This window comes from Pseudoalteromonas luteoviolacea NCIMB 1942, assembly GCF_001625595.1.
GTDB classification, from domain to species: domain Bacteria; phylum Pseudomonadota; class Gammaproteobacteria; order Enterobacterales; family Alteromonadaceae; genus Pseudoalteromonas; species Pseudoalteromonas luteoviolacea_A.
Genome location: NZ_AUXT01000172.1, coordinates 1 through 18,708, shown reverse-complemented (window position 1 = coordinate 18,708; position 18,708 = coordinate 1). Strand labels below are relative to the sequence as shown.

At 40.9% G+C, this 18,708-nt stretch carries 13 protein-coding genes; 12 read left to right on the top strand and 1 reads right to left on the bottom strand.

Translation table 11 applies throughout. From position 1 onward, the window contains the following. The first annotated feature begins 584 nt into the window (after positions 1-584). The 3 genes from N482_RS14215 to N482_RS14205 all read left to right on the top strand — a co-directional run bounded on the left by N482_RS14215 (position 585) and on the right by N482_RS14205 (position 6,279). Positions 585-3,194: a TonB-dependent receptor gene (locus N482_RS14215; RefSeq protein ID WP_063377664.1), complete on the top strand. Its 2,610-nt coding sequence runs from the start codon at positions 585-587 to the stop codon at positions 3,192-3,194. An 88-nt stretch (positions 3,195-3,282) separates the two neighbouring features. Beyond that, a complete protein-coding gene (locus N482_RS14210; RefSeq protein WP_063377663.1) occupies positions 3,283-4,827 on the top strand; it encodes a tryptophan halogenase family protein in 1,545 nt (514 codons plus the stop codon). Positions 4,828-4,836: 9 nt separating this feature from the next. Further along, complete coding sequence (locus N482_RS14205; protein WP_063377662.1) at positions 4,837-6,279, top strand: tetratricopeptide repeat-containing sulfotransferase family protein; 1,443 nt, start codon at positions 4,837-4,839, stop codon at positions 6,277-6,279. Between the two features lie 17 nt (positions 6,280-6,296). Here N482_RS14205 and N482_RS14200 read toward each other — a convergent pair whose 3' ends face one another. After that, the gene (locus tag N482_RS14200; RefSeq protein WP_063377661.1) at positions 6,297-7,814 is read right to left on the bottom strand and encodes a tryptophan halogenase family protein; all 1,518 of its coding nucleotides are present in this window, start codon (positions 7,812-7,814) and stop codon (positions 6,297-6,299) included. 257 nt (positions 7,815-8,071) lie between these two features. On the opposite strand from N482_RS14200, the gene N482_RS14195 reads away from it, so the two are divergent. The 9 genes from N482_RS14195 to N482_RS14155 all read left to right on the top strand — a co-directional run bounded on the left by N482_RS14195 (position 8,072) and on the right by N482_RS14155 (position 18,675). Next, entirely contained in the window at positions 8,072-8,779 is a 708-nt protein-coding gene (locus tag N482_RS14195; protein WP_063377660.1) for a SapC family protein, read from the top strand. A 302-nt stretch (positions 8,780-9,081) separates the two neighbouring features. Next, entirely contained in the window at positions 9,082-10,080 is a 999-nt protein-coding gene (locus N482_RS14190; protein WP_419555040.1) for an isoaspartyl peptidase/L-asparaginase family protein, read from the top strand. A gap of 88 nt (positions 10,081-10,168) precedes the next feature. Beyond that, positions 10,169-10,597 (top strand): CBS domain-containing protein, encoded by a 429-nt coding sequence (locus N482_RS14185; RefSeq protein WP_063377658.1) that lies wholly within the window; start codon positions 10,169-10,171, stop codon positions 10,595-10,597. 79 nt (positions 10,598-10,676) lie between these two features. Beyond that, entirely contained in the window at positions 10,677-14,558 is a 3,882-nt protein-coding gene (gene hrpA / locus N482_RS14180; protein WP_063377657.1) for an ATP-dependent RNA helicase HrpA, read from the top strand. An 84-nt stretch (positions 14,559-14,642) separates the two neighbouring features. Beyond that, positions 14,643-15,026 carry a response regulator gene (locus tag N482_RS14175; protein WP_063373982.1) on the top strand — a complete coding sequence of 128 codons (384 nt, stop codon included), beginning with the start codon at positions 14,643-14,645 and terminating at the stop codon, positions 15,024-15,026. Positions 15,027-15,035: 9 nt separating this feature from the next. Further along, positions 15,036-15,332 (top strand): PilZ domain-containing protein, encoded by a 297-nt coding sequence (locus N482_RS14170; protein WP_063377656.1) that lies wholly within the window; start codon positions 15,036-15,038, stop codon positions 15,330-15,332. Between the two features lie 158 nt (positions 15,333-15,490). Further along, positions 15,491-17,053, top strand: coding sequence for an ATP-binding protein (locus tag N482_RS14165; protein WP_231100868.1), 1,563 nt, complete (start codon positions 15,491-15,493; stop codon positions 17,051-17,053). A gap of 73 nt (positions 17,054-17,126) precedes the next feature. Next, positions 17,127-17,795: a response regulator gene (locus N482_RS14160; RefSeq protein ID WP_063377655.1), complete on the top strand. Its 669-nt coding sequence runs from the start codon at positions 17,127-17,129 to the stop codon at positions 17,793-17,795. A gap of 4 nt (positions 17,796-17,799) precedes the next feature. Next, entirely contained in the window at positions 17,800-18,675 is an 876-nt protein-coding gene (locus tag N482_RS14155; RefSeq protein WP_081227957.1) for a hypothetical protein, read from the top strand. Positions 18,676-18,708 lie beyond the last annotated feature (33 nt).

Here is an 18,708-nt window from a genome sequence, read left to right as displayed (position 1 = left end):
TTATGAAACGTTATATACAGGACAGGCAGTTTGAAAGTTTTTTTACTGACTATTGTTGCTAATAGTCTAATTGAGAAAGAGGGTGAGGTAGGTAACTAATTAATTTTAAAGTCAGTTCTTCTACGTTTATTAATTCTGCTGCAAGTATTCTCAAAGTGAAGCTTTTACTAGACACGAGCTCGCAAATAAACTAAAATGACAGCGTTGTCATTGAGAATGTTTATCACCTTGAACAGCTTCTGCCCAGGCTATTGTTTTGGTAAACTCTTCAAAAAGCTGCATTAAAAATACGCAGTTCTTAAATTAGATACAAAAAATTGTATCAATCACCTCAGAAACTACAGATTTATACACTTCCTGTGGTATATTACTATTCGTTTGTAACAAAGTATATCCAAATTCAGAATAATCCTTTACTTTTTAAGGTTTTAGCATTTGAAATGAAAAATTTTAAAGTGTTAAGGCAAAAAACATGTAGCGATTATGTAATTTTGGGTGTATGGTTTGTTATTAGATGACAGCGTTGTCATCATCACTGGGCAGAAGTGATTTAAAAACCAACAAAATGATTCAAGGGGAATCCTGTGTTAGCTAATAATTTTAAGAAAAGTTTACTAGCTGCAAACATTGGTCTTGCGTTAACCGCAGGCGTATCTGGTGTAGCAGTTGCTGAAACCGGCAATCAAGTTCAAGAAGACGTAGAAGTAATTGAAGTACGCGGTATCCGCCGCTCTTTAGAAGCATCACTAAATACAAAACGTTTTTCAGATTCAGTAGTCGATGCTGTAACAGCTGAAGACATCGGTAAAATGCCGGATAAAAACGTTGCAGAATCACTACAGCGTATTCCTGGTGTAACAGTTCAGCGTCAATGGGGTGAAGGTGCTGCGGTTTCAATCCGTGGTGTTGGTAACGACCTAACTTTGACAACTCTAAACGGACAAAATGTAGCATCTACTGGCTGGTTCGTGTTTGAGCCTGCTAAACGTTCTTTTAACTATTCTCTATTACCATCAGAGCTGGTAGGCGGCTTAGAAGTTTATAAATCTTCTCAAGCAGATCTATTAGAAGGTGGTGTAGGTGGTACAGTTGTTGTTAATACACGTAAGCCACTTGATTTAGATCCTCTAACTGTTTACGGCTCAGTGGAAGCGCTACATTCTAGTGATTCAGATACGACTTCACCTCAACTTTCTGGTCTAGCAAGTTGGAAAAATGATGATGAAACCTTTGGTGTTTTAATCGCTGCTGTTTCTCAAGAGCGTGAATTGCAACGTCAAGGTAATGAAGCATTCTGGCAATGGGGCGCAGGCCCTGTAGCTTTCGAGCAAGAACGTAAGCGTAATGCATATGCTGCTACTTTCCAATTTGCACCTTCGGATGAATGGGATATTACATTCAATGCGATGGATATGGAAATGGAAGCAAACAACGTAAACTATGCTCTTTTCTTAACTCAAGCAGATACGACTTGGGGTGGTGGAGAATCTGAAGCATTCATCGAAGGTACGCCTGTTCATGGTCCTCTAAACGTTGGCTTCTGGCAGGCTCGTCCTCGTGAAGCGACAATGAGCTCAGAGGTTTACGACTTAAAAGTAGAATACAAAGGCGACGGCTACGAATTAAGTTTCCAAGCTGGTGATACTTCATCAACTGGTGGTACTGACTTTGAAATTGAAGTATTTGATGCAAATGGCAGAGTACCTGAGTCAGGAACTCCAATTGTAGATGGTACTTACGATTTCTCAAACGGTAACCAAACTTGGAATCTTCCTAATGGTATTGGTGGCGCTTCGATTGCAGACTACGTTCCTTCACACGTAGCAATTGCGAGCTGTCAAACAGATGCATCACACTGTTCTCGTATGAACAGAACGCCTAAGACAGATGAAGAGCAATACTTCCAAGCAGATGCAAAGTTTGAAGTTGACTTTGGGCCTATCACGTCTCTTAAGACTGGTTTACGTTACTCTACGCACGAAACAACAAGCCGTCGTTATGAGTTTATTACACCAGATTCATTCGACCCTTACTTTGATACGTCTGCGCTAACAGGTGAGAAGATCGACATCGGCTTTGGTGATTACCAAATGACGAAGTTCGACAGTGCTACTTTCATGAATGCGGCTAAAGCTGCAGTTACTGGCGAAACTGAAGATCTTGGTGCATACAGCCACATTGAAGAAGATAACCTAGCACTTTATGTAATGGCTAACTTCTCAACTGACTCATCTCGCGGTAACTTTGGTATTCGTTACGTTTCTACAGATGCAACATCTCATTACTACCTAGACGGTGCGCGTGAAAAGTCTGATGCTGATTACTCTGAGTTCTTACCAAGTGCTAACGTGGCATTTGACTTAACTGAAGACGTAATTCTACGTGTTGCAGCTTCTCGCACACTATCTCGTCCTCAGTACGTTGATATGTACGTTAACCCTAATGTAACGGGTGCAAATGATAACGTACCAAACAACCAAAACTGGATTGTTGGTAACGTAGGTCTTAAGCCATTTATTGCTAATAACTTTGACTTAGGTGTTGAATACTACTTCAACGAAAGCTCTCTAGTTTCTGTTGGTTTCTTCATGAAGGATGTTAAAAACTTCATGTCAGTATCTCAACGTCAAGCAACAGCTGCTGAAATTGATTACTCTCTAAACGCGGAAGAACAAGCGTTCGGATGGACTGTTGAAGAGAAGCGAAGCCAAGGTTCTGCAAATGTTGAAGGTATTGAATTCCAGTACCAGCAAGACTTTGGTAACGGTTTCGGTACGGTTTATAACTATACTTACACAGACACTTCAGTATCTGACAAGATGTTGTTTCCTGACCAAAACCCAGTACTTGCTGACAGCTCTCGTCACACGTACAACATAACAGGTTACTATGAGAACGAGATGTTTGAAGTTCGTGCTTCTTACAACTGGCGTTCAGAGTACATGATCCGTGATGTGGGTGCATATGGTAACCGACTTCATGATGACTACGGTACACTTGACCTAAGTGCGACTTGGCATGTTACTGAAAATATCGACCTAAGACTTTCAGTTGTAAACCTACTTGAAGAAGATGCAATTCAAGAAGGTAATAACAACTTCTACTCAGAAAACACAGGCTTTACACGCGGCTTCCCAGTATACGCGTATGAAATGCCTCGTTTGATCTCAGTAGGTGCTAGCTTCCGCTTCTAATTTTTATTAGAGTGGTCTAAGAAAAAAGGGAGGTTACCTCCCTTTTTTAGTTTCTGAGTAAAACGAAATACAATTTTCTGGAGAAGCTGTGATAAAGAAAATCGTAATAGTAGGTGGGGGGACAGCTGGATGGCTTGCTGCCAACCATTTAGCCAAAAAGTTAAAACCTTACAATACTTCACAGGTGGAAATCACACTTATCGAGTCTCCTGATATTCCAACGATAGGAGTTGGTGAAGGGACTGTTCCCATGATGAGGAGTACACTGCAATATTTTGGTATTAGTGAAACCCAGTTTATCAGAGAGTGTGATGTTACCTTTAAACAAGGAATTAAGTTTGTAAATTGGCTAAACAACCCTGAAGTTAGGCAACATGCATACTATCATCCTTTTGATTATCCATTTTTAGAGAAATTTGATCTCAGTGCATATTACTTACTTGGTGCATTTGAAGATTTTGGTAGTTATTCAGAGTTAGTCGGTTTCCAAAGCCACGTATGCAACGCTAGCTTAGCGCCTAAATCGATTACTCACACAGAGTTTCAAGGGGTCTCAAATTACGCTTACCATTTAGATGCTGGTAAATTTTCGAGTATGCTCCAGAAGCACGCTACCGAAGTGTTGGGTGTTAATTATATTTCGGCAACAATGAAGCATGCAAATCTAGGAGTTAACGGCGAAATTACTTCTATTGAAACGCTTGAAGCTGGTGAAATTGAGGGGGACTTCTTTCTAGATTGCACAGGGTTTAGTGCAAAGCTTAGCAGTGATGTTTTAAATGTCCCTTTTGTGGATAAGAAAGATACTTTGTTTGTGGATAGGGCACTGGCAATTCAGGTCCCCTATGATAAGGAAAATGATTCTATTCCCAGCTATACAGTGTCAACCGCACAAAAAAATGGCTGGATTTGGGACATTGGTTTAACCTCAAGGCGCGGAATTGGTCATGTTTACTCCAGTAGTCACACTTCTGACGAACAAGCTTTGCTGGATCTATCTAAATATTTGAAAATGCCTGCTGAGCAAGTCGATGCGAGAAAGATCTCAATGAGAATTGGGTATCGACAAGAAGCATGGACAAAAAATTGCGTAGCGATGGGCCTTGCGCAAGGGTTTGTAGAGCCATTAGAGGCCACGGGCCTTTTAGTGTTCGATATTACTGCTAGAATGCTAGCAGAGCAGTTTACGTTTGAACATAAAGCGATGGAAGCCAATGCAAAAGCATTCAACCGAAGAGTATGCCATATGTGGGATAAGGTTATAGACTTTATCAAGCTTCATTATTGTATATCGAAAAGAAGCGATTCACAATTTTGGTTGGATAATCGCTCCACTAGTTCTATTCCCGAATCTCTACAAGAGAAACTAACTCTGTGGCGATATCAAATACCAAAAGCATATGACTTTAGTTCTACTTTAGAAGTATTTAACCTCGAAAACTATTTGTATGTTTTGTATGGAATGGAATTTGACACTGACATTTCTGCATTATCATGCATATACCAACAAAAAGAATTGGCAAGAAAAGAAGTGGCAGAAATCTCAAGGTATGCTCAGAGCCTAGATAAACAATTAGAGCCAAATAGGGCTCTGTTGGAAAAAATTAACCAGTTTGGTTTGAGCAAGGTTTAGGCCAAAAAAATGGAAAAATCACAAAGTAAAGCTGGTTATGAGGCATTAAAATCTGCACTTATAAACGAGGATAGCTCAAATGTAGCTAAACAGATAGAGGGGTTATTGGTTCAAGGAGCATCAATAGAAACATTACAAAAGGGATTGATGTGGCTTTATCAAACCGGGCGCTATAGCTATTTTGTAGATGTAATGGCTAAGGTTATGCAGAAATACCCCTCTTTTGAACCCGGGTATAAGTTTTTGGCTCACAGCTATCGCTCACTTAAACAACACGCAAATGCAATTAATTTGCTGCGCCGTGCGTTGGCATATCATTCTGATAAATCTTCGATCCACAATCAGCTTGGTATTTTATACCGAGAAATAGGGGACTTAGAGCAAGCCTCTATTTGTTTTAACAGTGCTTTAGCGATGAAACCTGATTTTTCAGAGGCTACATATAATCTAGTGCGAGAACAGCAGGGTAGTGACCTTTTACTCACTAACAGTCTGAAAGAGCGTTACTTCAATGCAGAAAAGAATAAAGACAAAGCGTTTTACGCTTTTGCAATTGCAAAGCAGCTTGTAAGCAGCCCAGAAGAGTATGTTCACTGGCTAAATGCAGCAAATGAGTTACAGCGCAAGATAGTGCCTTATAATGGCGCAGTTGAATTAGAAGCTCTGCGCGAAATTAAAGAAAAGTTCTCACACTCAGAATTAGAGAAAAGTGATAACTCATCTGCAAAGCCAATATTTATTATTGGGATGCCCCGCAGTGGGACGACATTGATTGAGCAAATACTGGCTGCACATAGTGAAGTTATTGCAGGAGACGAGCTTTTTGAGTTTGCTCGTTGCAGCGCTGAAGTCGCAGCACAACATGTGCCGCGAACAGCGTTTCCTCACTGGTTAGGTAAAATCAATACCGATGCATTAAATAAAATAGCTGACCGTTATCTAGAGAATACAGAGTTCTTGCAATCTGCTACTTATTTTACGGATAAAATGCCGCAAAATTTTAAGGCTGTTGGACTGATACAGCAGGTTTTCCCTAACGCAAAAGTCATCCATTGTAGGCGTTCGCCGATGGATACCATATGGAGTTGTTATGAGCAAAACTTTGGATTAGGTAATGGCTTTGCCAATAATCTAGATGATTTAACAGACTATTATTTAGAGTATGACAAATTAATGTCTTTTTTTGAAAATACATCAAAAGGCGCAATTTTTACGTTGGAGTATGAAGAGCTTATTGCTAACCCTAAAAAAGTCATAAGCGAAGTGTTGATGTATTTAGGGCTGAATTATCAACAAAATTGTGAACATTTTTATGAGAGCAGTAAAGTTGTTCATACTGTAAGTAATCAGCAGGTGAGACAGCCAATATACACATCGTCAGTTCAAAAGTGGCGTAAATATGAAGCGCACTTGTCACTTTACCAACAAAAACTGGAACAGGGTAACGCATAATTGCGCTACCCTGTTTGTTAGCTATTAATCCTCTGCAGTGCTTCTTCATGGGTCATAACTGAACTGATTAGTCGGTTAACCCTGTTTTGCAGCTCCTCAAAAACAGCTTCATGCTCCGAATAATCATATTCAATATTGAGCTTGGGGGCATAGCCCATGCCATAGAGAATATATCTATAGTTTTCATCAGTAAAACAAGACGTTCCCGCGCTGCCTATATCTGCAAATTCGCACGGCTTATTACGCCACAGCGCTAACTTTTCTGTTAGCTCTGGACAATGCTCTACAGACTTTCTTGCTTGTACCCAGAACTCGCTGTCGTCTCTGTCAGTCAAACAGTAGTGCAATACAATAAACTGTTTTAAATCATCATAAGCATGCCTCATTAATCGGTTATATGAGTCTTTAACTGATAGAGGTACCTGTGTTCCAGTAAGGTGTGTAGAAAGTAAACGTGCCCCAAGGTTAATTAGGTGCAAGCCAGTTGACTCTAAGGGTTCAATAAAACCACCTGAAAGACCAATACAAATACAATTACCAACCCAAAACTCTTTTCGTCTGCCAATTTGCATATCGATGTGTGTTGTTTTGATAATCTCACTTTCTTCGCCGAGGAAGGATTTAAGCTCTTCTTCAGCCTCTTTTTTAGTGAGTCGGTTTCCATCATAAACATAGCCAGTGCCTTGGCGATTTGCTAGATCAATCTGCCATACCCAACCATTACTTAAAGCGGTTGCAACTGTGTAAGGGGTTGGTGTTTTATTCGCAGGTAACTTTCTCTGAATTGCGACTGCTTTATTACAAGGTAATGCTTCCTCGAAGCTTTCCCAGTTGTCCGAACTAACTTTATTGATTAATAACCCTTTAAACCCAGTACAATCAATAAAAACATCTGCAGAAAAGTTTCCCTTTTCGGTATGTACCGTATCAATATTACCATCTACTACGGAAATATCGGTTACGGTGGCTTCAACGTGTCTTACGCCCGCAGAGGTGCATTTAGCCTTTAAAAAGCGCGCCATTTGAGTGGCATCTAAATGATACCCGTAAGGTGTGGGCGCTTTGTAGCCAGTTGAGTTGGGTAACTTAGGGGATAGGGCGTGTTTGATTGTGTGGGAGCTTAAACATACGCCTTCATCATATCGCTCTTGCTTATTTCGGTCACTAAGAAGCCAAGCTGTGGCTATATCAATATTTGACCCTAGCTGTTGTTGTTCAAACGGGTGGAAGTACTCATGAGTTTCACCTGACTCAGAAGGTTTCATCCAGTTTTTGAACATGATGCCTGATTTGTAGGTTGCTTGGGTTTCTCGCATTAGCTCTTGTTCGTTAATACCCATAGCAGCAAAGAAGTATCGAATTGAGTGTACGGTTGCTTCGCCAACTCCTAGAATACCAATATCTTTGCTTTCAATTAGAGTAATGTCGATTTTGTGTGATTTGCTATTGTACAACTGGTTTAGATATGCAGCGGTCATCCAGCCAGACGAGCCACCGCCTACAATAGTTATACTTTTTATCGATTGCTCAGACATGAGAGTTACTCCAGTTATCAAACTTGTAACAAAGTATACAGGTATAGACAGCGATGTCATTTAATTCGTGCTACATGCTTTAAGCTGTTGACATAGAGCAGGAAGAGAGCAACCGGTTGACTAAAAACTCTACGGAAGCTTTTTGACCATTTGTGAAATAAATGAGAAGTTCATAAATTCACTTCCAATTTGTGTTCAAAACCATTAGCCTTAGAGCCACTAAAAGTAATAATTACGAATTTGAATGGAGTAGTATTATGGCGGAGCAGCAAGTGCAGCCTTTACACAACGAGAAGCATGCCAATATTAAAGTTAAAAACGGCATCAATGTTGAATTTCTTAAATCTCAGCACCTAATCCCAGTTGTTGCACATGAGTTTGCTCGTGTTGCGACAGAGTTCCCTATGGCGTTTGTTAAGAATACTGAAACTGGTCAATTTCAAGCGGTTGCTTTATTCGGTTTAGAGCCAGGTGAGAACCTATATGTTAAAGACGGCAAATGGCAGGCAGGCTTTGCTCCTTTAGCAGCTGCTCGTTACCCTTTCGGTTTAGTTAAGCACCCTGAGGAAGATCAGTTCGGTATTGTTATCGACGAAGCTAGCCCATTAGTTGGTGAAGAAGGTAACGCGTTATTTGCAGATGGCAAAGAAACTGAGTACCTTCAGGCTCGTAAAGAAGCGCTTGTAAACTATGTTGAGTTTGCACGTGTAACGGAAGTATTCACTCAGTTCCTTGCTGATAAAGAGCTACTAGTACAACAGACGCTAACGGTTGATATTGCTGGTGAGAAAAAAGACATCAACGGTATTTACTTAGTAGACGAGCGTAAACTAAACGAGCTAAGTGATGAAGAGTATTTAGAGCTACGTAAGCGCGGTTATTTAGCGCCTATTTTCGCATTCTTGACTTCAACTCATCAAGTAGCGCGTCTAGCTCGCCTTAAAGCTCAGTTTCCAGAAGCTTAATATAGTCTGTTCACTGTGTGGGCATGACGAACAGATAAAAACGCTTGCATCGCAAGCGTTTTTTTATGCCTTAAAAATATTTATTTTTTTAGTTAATTCAAATAACAGCACATTGGTTGTCATCAACTATTTCATTTACACAAGGTCTTAGAACAGCCACTCAATGTTAATTCACTTTTGTTGGCTGATTGCCACTGTACTTTAACGCAAAAGCTTGCCTCTCTTCGTCTTTACGCGCATTGTTATAGCGTTAAAAAATCCAAAAAAGGATAAAAATGAATAACAAGACTTTATTGGGGCTAATGCTAACACTGGCTTGCACGGGTGCAGTAGCAAAGCATGCGGAGCAACCTATTGCAATTGCCATTCATGGTGGTGCTGGGACCATTGAAAAAAGCCGTTTTACGCCAGAAAAAGAACAAGCATATCGAGCAAAGCTTCAAGAAGCAGTAGAGGCCGGTTATAAAGTGCTTGAAAACGGCGGTGATAGCTTAGACGCAATTACAAAAGCAATAAATATTCTAGAGGATTCACCATTTTTTAACGCAGGTAAGGGAGCTGTGTATACCTATGACGAGAGCCATGAGTTAGATGCATCTATAATGGACGGCCGGAACCGACAAGCTGGTGCGATATCGGGTGTTAAGCATGTAAAAAACCCAATAAACCTTGCCCGAGAAGTTATGGACAGTTCTGTACACGTTATGCTCAGTGGAGAAGGTGCTGAGGAGTTTGCCAAAAAGCAAGGTGTTGAACTGGTAAAATCAGATTATTTCAATACCCCGGACAGATATAAGTCTCTCTTGCGTGCTAAAGAAAAGCTACGTCAAAAGGAAAGTGGCACTAAAAATTACCAAGCAGCACATCAGTCATTACCAGTAGAGTTAAAAATGGGCACAGTTGGTGCTGTCGCGGTTGATAAACATGGCAACCTATCGGCAGGTACTTCAACAGGAGGTATGACAGCAAAACGATATGGACGGGTTGGTGACTCGCCAATCATTGGTGCGGGCACGTTCGCTGATAATCAATCATGCGCAGTTTCTGCAACTGGCCACGGTGAGTATTTTATTCGTTACAATGTCGCAGCTGATATTTGTGCCAGAGTTGAATATCAAAATAAATCTATCGAGCAAGCTGGTAAAGAAGTGATATTTGGACCTATGTTCCAATCTGGCGGTACTGGAGGGGTTATAATTGTTGATAGCCAAGGAAACATCAGCATGCCGTTTAATACCAAAGGCATGTACAGGGCCCGTAAGTCAAATTCTACGCCGACTTATGTAGGTATTTTTAAGTAAAAATAAAAGGTTATTGATTTTTAGGCAAATTTATCAACGCCAGCTACTATTATAAATGTAGCTGGCGTTTTATTTGGGGGAATAAATAATGCAATCAGTTAAAGTAGTAGATTATCTAAATCACAGACCAGTGACATTTATCGCAAACATGCGTATTGAAATGGCGGTCGAAAAACTATTACAAAGCGGTCAGTCAGGTGGGCCTGTTTTGGACGACAATCACAAAGTGATTGGCTTTTTGTCTGAACAGGATTGTATCAAAAAAATGTTAGAAGCAACTTATCAAAATGAGTCTCATAGTATAGTGTCTGATGTGATGAACAAAGACCCTGTATGTGTTCACCCTGAAGACAGTATTTTGCAAATTGCTGATAAAATGTCGAAGGATAAACCCAAGCTTTATCCTGTTTGCGATGAAGATGGGCGGCTTATTGGTGTCATTACTCGTGCTCACGTTTTACTCGCTTTTGATAAACATTTGCATGATACCTATGAATCAGGAAACAGATTTGTTTAAAAGTCTGTTTTTCCTTGGGTAGAAGCGTGAGGTTTTGGTAGACTACGCGGCGATTTTGGAATTTTCAAGGTGTCGTGTAGTGGACTTAAAGTCGTTATATTCAGATATTCCTTTTTGTTTAAAGAAGGATCAGTTTTTATTTAAGAAACGTCTTCAAGGTGTGAAAAAAATCACTGATGAGAAAACACAGCAAAAAGTTGTTGTTCAGATCAGTGAATCCATTGCACGTAGTCAACAATTGAAAACCCAAAGGCAAGAAGGGTTGCCTCAAGTTTCCTATCCAGAATCGCTACCTGTTAGCCAAAAGAAAGAAGACATTAAAGAGGCTATTGCAAACAACCAGGTTGTGATAGTTGCTGGTGAAACCGGCTCGGGTAAAACGACTCAGTTACCAAAAATTTGTTTGGAACTTGGTCGCGGTATCGATGGTTATATCGGCCATACTCAACCTAGGCGTCTTGCTGCGCGTAGTGTTGCTAACCGGATTGCAGAAGAGGTTGGATGTGAACTTGGTGAGGAGGTGGGTTTTAAGATCCGCTTTAGTGATCAAGTCTCAGACAAAAGTTACATCAAATTAATGACAGACGGTATCTTACTCGCGGAAATACAGCAAGATAGATTTTTAAATCAGTACGATACCATCATTATTGATGAAGCTCACGAACGAAGCCTCAACATCGATTTTATTCTTGGATATTTAAAAAATCTTTTGCCAAAAAGGCCAGATCTTAAAGTTATTATCACCTCTGCGACTATTGACCCTGAGCGATTCTCAAAGCATTTTAATGACGCACCAATTATCGAGGTTTCTGGTCGTACTTTCCCTGTTGAGGTGCGTTATAGACCGGTAGTAGACGTATCTGGTGAGCAAAGCGAAGCCGAAAATGACCAATTACAGGGCATATTTGACGCAGTGGATGAACTCTGTGGTGCAGGTTCTGGTGATATTCTAATATTTATGAATGGCGAGCGAGAGATCAGAGACACAGCGGATGCATTAGGCAAACGCAATTTAAAAGGGGTCGAAATTCTCCCTTTATTTGCTCGTCTATCTAATGCTGAACAAAACCGTATTTTCGCGCCGCATAGCCATCGAAGAATTGTACTCTCTACCAATGTCGCAGAAACCTCTTTGACAGTACCTGGGATCAGGTACGTTATCGATCCAGGCACTGCGCGTATTAGCCGCTATAGCTACCGTACCAAAGTTCAGAGGCTACCTATTGAAGCTGTATCTCAAGCAAGTGCAAACCAAAGGACAGGCCGCTGTGGACGTGTCGCAGCTGGTATCTGTATTCGTTTGTATTCTGAAGAGGACTTTTTATCTCGCCCCGAGTTTACAGATCCAGAAATTCTGCGTACTAACCTCGCGTCTGTTATTTTACAAATGTTGGCGTTAGGGCTTGGTGATATTGCCAAGTTTCCATTTGTTCAAGCACCAGACAACAGAAACATCAAAGATGGTATGTCGCTGCTTGAAGAACTTGGCGCTGTTAAAGCTGCTAGCCGCAGAGAAAATGCAAAGCTCACGCAAGCAGGCCGCAACCTCAGTCGCTTACCAATCGATCCGCGTTTGGCCAAGATGGTACTGTCTTCGGTCGAGCAAGGTGCGCTAACTGAAGTTATCATTATCGCTGCGGCACTTTCGATTCAAGATCCAAGAGAAAGGCCGCAAGAAAAGCGCGGAGCGGCGGATGAAAAACATGGCCGTTTTGATGACCCAAACTCTGATTTTATGACATTTTTAAATTTATGGCAGTATTTAGAAGAGCAGCAAAAATTGCTCTCTAGAAGTCAGTTTAGAAAGCTATGTCAAAAAGACTTTTTAGCTTATATGCGTATTCGCGAGTGGCAAGATATCGTTTATCAGTTGACCACAGTATGCGATGAAATGAATTTAAAAGGCTCTGGCAACGAAGCTAACTATGAGGCAATTCACCAAGCATTACTCAGTGGTATGTTGAGCCATATTGGTGTTAAAGACGAAAAGCAACATTATAAAGGTGCCAGAAATAGTATTTTCCATGTTTTTCCTGGTTCAGTTTTGTTTAAAAAGAGCCCTAAGTGGTTAATGTCGGCAGAGCTTGTAGAGACCAGTAAACTCTACGCTCGTATAAACGCTAAAATTGACCTAGCATGGGTGCCGCCACTGTCGCAGCATTTGGTTAAACGCAGCTATAGTGAGCCGCATTGGGAGAAGAAGCAAGGGGCTGTAATTGCGTTTGAACAGCAGACGTTATACGGCCTGACTATCGTATCTAGAAAGCGCACGGTATATAGCCAGATTGACCCAGTTATTAGCCGCGAGTTATTTATTAAAGAGGCCCTAATTGGCCAGCAATTAGGGCAAAAAGCCCAGTTCTTGGAGTGCAACCAATCATTGATTGAAGAGATCCAATCTCTAGAAAACAAAGCGAGACGTCGAGATATCCTGGTTGACGAGCAGCAGATGTTTGAATTCTATGATGAACGTATCCCCGCTGAAGTAAATAACCGTGCAGCATTCAACAACTGGTGGAAAAAACAAAGCAACAATCGTGTACTGCACATGGACCGAGATGCACTCATGCGCCATGGGGCTGATAAAGTAACGGCTTTTGATTACCCTGATACATGGCAACAAGGCAATTTAACCTTAGCGCTAAACTACCATTTTGAGCCCGGGAAAGCGGTAGACGGTGTATCCGTTATTATCCCTTTGGCACTATTGAATCAAATTCAATCAGAAGGCTTTGACTGGCATATTCCGGCACTGCGTCATGAATTGATCTGCGCGTTAATTAAGAGCCTACCTAAAAACTTAAGAAGAAACTTTGTGCCAGCCCCAAATTACGCAGACGCGGTACTTGCTTCGATTGAGCCATTACAAGGCCTGTTATTAGATTCTTTGGCCACGCGATTGCTGCGCATGACGGGGGTCAAAGTACAAGAAGAAGATTGGGATTTATCTTCACTGGAAAATCATCTAAAAATGCAATTTGAAATTGTTGATGACAGTGGAAAAGTGCTTGCTCATGGTTTTGAGTTAGGTGCCTTAAAGGAAAAGCTGCAAGGGAAAGTATCACAAACCTTATCTAAGGTAGCTGAAAAGGGTATTGAGCAAGAAGGCATCACTGAGTGGCAGTTTGGAGCGCTACCTAAAGAATATACCAAGAAACAGGGAGGTTACGAGATAAAAGCGTTTCCTGCCTTGGTAGACAATAAAGATAGCACTGCCATTACTTTATTTGATCACCCAGACAAGGCAAAGCAGGCACATCAACTTGGGCTAAGAAGGCTGGTGTTATTGAATATCCCGTCTCCTGTAAAATATTTGCAGCAACATTTACCCAATAAAGCCAAATTAGGTCTATATTTTAATCCGTTTGGAAAAATCCATGATTTAATTGCAGATTGCACGGCTGCTGGTGTAGACAGCTTGCTAGGAAAGTTTGAGGCAATTAGGGATGAAAATGAATTTGAACGTGCAAAAGAGTTTATTAGAGGTGAGCTCGGCGATAAGGTCGTTGAGATTGCGTCACAGGTTGAGCAGGTTTTGAGTATTGCGCATGCTGTTAATAAACGCATGAAAGGGCGTGTAGATCTGACAATGATTACTGCCCATGGAGACATTAAGTCTCAATTAGAATCTCTTATTTTCAAAGGGTTTGTAAGTGCGCATGGTGCAGACAAAGTAACTGATTTATTGAGATATTTAAAAGCAATTGAAAAACGTTTAGAAAAGCTGCCAGTAGACCCGAATAGAGATAGGTTATGCGTTCTGGAAATCGAAAAAGTGTCAGAGCTGTACTTACAGAAATACAATAAAGTACCTAAAGGTATGCCAATACCTCAAGATTTATTACATATTTTTTGGATGCTACAGGAACTTAGAGTTTCATTGTTCGCTCAAACATTAGGTACACCTTACCCAATTTCGGCTAAGCGTGTTAGCAATGCATTAAATGAAGTGGATTTATAGGAATTGACTTGCATTTTGCCTTGAGACAATTACCTTAATAAGAGGATATGATTTTTGGATTGTGAGAAGGAAGCGGCATTGACTATGTCCACGCAGCAAAGACGGAGTAGAACACCGCACGTATTGGTTGTTGATGATGAGTATTTCAATTATGAAATGTTATCGATGGCCTTGTCGGATGCGTTTAAATTCAGTTATGCGGAATCAGGGTTGAGTTGTTTATCTAATGCAATAGCAGATCCACCGGATGTCATTTTGCTCGATGTTTGTATGCCGGGCCTTGATGGTTACGACACATGTCGTATGCTAAAGAACACACCTGAGACCAAAGATATTCCAGTAATGATGGTATCGGGTTTAGAGTCTGAACAGGAAAAACAAGCAGGGTACGAAGCAGGTTGCGATGAATATGTAGTAAAGCCATTTGCGATGCAATCTCTTTTGGAAAAAATAAAAAATATGGTCTAGGAGTTCACTATGATCCATGAAGACAAACGTCGCTTTATGCGCATGATGGTTAATGCACAAGCAGAATTAACGGTCAGCCAAACAGGGGAAAAAATCATCGGTGTGTGCCAAGATTTAAGTGCAACAGGATTATCTGTTGAAATCGAAAGCCCACTAGAAGTAGGTGAGTTGATAACCGTTTTTATTAATAGTAAAAGCGCGACAATTCCGCCGTTTAATGCGAATGCTAAAGTTGTTCGCTGTGGTAGCACTGAAAACTCACCTGACTCTTATATCATTGGTTTAGAAATCGTACAAATTAACTAAATTCATCAAGAAAAAGCGAGCTTTGGCTCGCTTTACGTTCTGCATCTTCCACGGTTTTTGCACATTTTTGGTAAATAATGTAAACAGCTTATCTGGTATCCATAATCAGCTGCCAATCCTCATGGATAAGACCGTCATTTAATTCAATAGAAATTTTTATGGAACAACAACTTGCGACGAAAAAGGTAAGCATGGGTACCAAAGCCAACTTGTTTGATAACAATGGAGTTGCGATGAAACTTACCTTGCGACGAAAGTTGCTTGCCATTTTGCTATTAGTTAACGCTGTTTTAATTTCGGCCGTTTATTATGCTAACCAGCTTGCGTTTGAAAAAAGCTTTCGAGAATACTTACAAAATAGTAGCCGTGCCAAACTGATCGCTATTATGCCGACAGTTAGAGACAACTTTGCATTACATGGCGAAGAGTGGGTTACTAGGCATAATCCTCTATGGCCAAGACTAGTAGGTGAATTTGAAGGCCGCTCAGAAGCCGAAATTGAGCAGATGGCCAAAAAGCCAAGAAGAGGACCACCTAAGCACCTTGGTAAAGAAAGGCGCGAAGGAAAGCCTGCAAGAGGACCTGAAGGCAGAGCAGGTCGGCCGCCAAAACCCAAACACAAATCTCCTGCTAGATTAGTGTTCAAATCAGTGAGTGGTTCGATGCTAATAGGTCGTCCAAAATCGAAAAATACAGCACTGTGGCAACCTGTATATCAAAATGAAGACAACTCTGGGCGCTTATTAGGCTACATTGGCATTGCTAACGGCATGGAGATAAGCAACTCACTAGATGCATTATTTGCAAGTCGTCAGCAGCACTGGTTTTTAGGTATTGCCATTGTGGCAATGCTTGTGAGCAGTTTATTGGCTATCCCATTTAGTCGATTTTTGGTTGCGCCAGTTTTGTCATTACGAAGTGCAGCAAAAAAGATAGCTTCAGGTGATTACAAACCACCTTTCAAAACCCATAGTAAAGATGAACTTGGTTTGTTAGCACGAGATCTGAATACATTGGCATCAACACTAGCTGAAAACCAGCGTTCTCGACAGCAATGGATTGCGGATATTTCACACGAGTTGAGGACGCCCATAGCAGTATTTAAAGCTGAACTAGAGGGCATGATTGATGGTGTCATTGAGACTGACGAAGAGCAGTTAAACTCGCTATATGACGAAATTAACAGGCTTACTAAATTAGTTGATGACTTGCACCAATTGTCCATGTCTGATAGAGGCTCTCTCAGTTATAAAATGGCCGATTGTGCGCTTATAGATATTATTAAACACACTTTTGACTCCCATGCAGCGACGCTTAAAACGAAGCATTTTGAATGGTCAATTACGGGTGAAACGGACATCGATTTATACTGTGATGAAGCTCGGTTGGCACAGTTGTTTAATAACTTGATGCAAAATACGCTACGCTATACAGATTCCGAACTAGGGCAATCAGGTGTTATAAATGTACATTTACACAGAAATAAAGGCATTGTGTGTGTGCAGTGGCAAGATAGCAGTCCAGGAGTGAATGCTGACTTGCTGCCAAAGTTGTTTGATAGACTGTACCGAGTAGATCAAGCGAGAGATCGAGCATCTGGAGGGTCTGGGCTGGGGTTGGCTATCTGCGCGAGTATCGTCCAAGCACATAATGGTGAAATTCATGCACTATCTAGTGATTTAGGAGGTATTAACTTTAAGATTACACTGCCCATAAAATAGCAAAGTAAACTGCCCGATACTAAGAATACGCAAGATCAACAATATAAAGCGAATGAAATAATAAGGTACTGACATGAAAAAACAAAAAGTATTGATTGTTGAAGATGAAGAAAAACTCGCAAAAGTTTTAGGTAAGTACCTTGAGCAAGCAGGATATGAATACGATATAGTAATGGATGGTGCGGATGCGCTTAAACGCTTTTGTACTTTCTTACCAGACATTATTTTACTGGACTTGATGCTGCCATCAGTGGATGGCATCCAAATTTGCAATCAAGTCCGCAAAGATTCAGCTGTGCCTATCATCATGACAACCGCAAAGGTAGAAGAAATTGACCGCCTGTTAGGTCTGGAGGTTGGTGCGGATGACTACGTGTGTAAGCCCTATAGCCCCAAAGAGGTCGTTGCGCGAGTTAAAGCGATATTGAGGCGGACAAACGGCTCAGGACAGATACAAACCGGGCTTCACTTAGACGAAGAGACATTGTTTGTTAACTATGCAGGCAGGCGAACAGATTTAACTCATGTGGAGTTTATGCTGTTACAAACAATGTTCAAACATCCCGGGCGGGTCTACAATCGAGCACGTTTGATGGATTCAATTTACGATGATGATAGGGTAGTCAGTGATAGAACAATTGACAGCCATATAAAGAAAATCCGTAAAAAGCTTCATGATATTGCGCCAGATTGTGAGTTTATTCATTCGATTTATGGTGTCGGTTATAAATTTGAAGCGTAAATAAATGACGTGTTTAGCACCTTGGCAAGCGCAGTTTTGCAAAATTTTTCAGCTACCCTTTAGTTACGTGACGCAAGTTGAAAAAGCGCTGGGTTGGCTAGAGAAAACGGTAGAGCGGTCCGAAACGCCTTTGATTGTTGCCATATCTGGGTGCCAAGGAAGTGGGAAGTCAACATTATCAGCCTATATGGTTGCCTATCTACAGAAAAGTGGTGTTCTTGCAGAGTCAGTTTCGATTGATGATTTTTATCTCAGCCAGAGTCAAAGAAAGGTTTTAGTAAGCAATTATCATCCAGCGTTTGAAACTCGTGGGGCACCTGGCACACATGATGTTAAGGCTGCCATACAAGCGCTCCACAACTTTAAAAGAAATAAACCGTTTGTACTTCCCCGATTTGACAAGTCAACGGATAATCCATTTCCTGAGTCTGTTTGGACGACTGTGAGCAGTCCTATAGACGTATTGATAATTGAAGGGTGGTTTCTGGGTATACCAGCTCAGCCAGAGACACTTTTAGTCGATGCTTGTAACCAGTTTGAAGTGCATCAAGATGCGACTTCAGAATATCGAAAGCAAGTAAATGAGTTTCTAGCATTAGATTATCAATGTTTGTTTGGTTTGTTCGATAAATTACTATTTTTAAATGGTAAAAGCTTTGAGCATGTGTATAACTGGCGATTAGAACAAGAACAAAAGTTAGTGATGAAAACAGGGAAAGGGATGGATCAACAGCAAGTACAGGAGTTTATCCAATCGTACCAGCGTTTAACGCAATGGGGTATAGAGCAGCTGCCCAAACTATGTGATTTAGAATTGGTACTGGATGCAACTCGCAATGTAACAGCGGTATTTGATGCAAATGAAAAAGGCGCTTTTTAGCTGTCTCTATATTACACAAATCCCTGCTAAGAA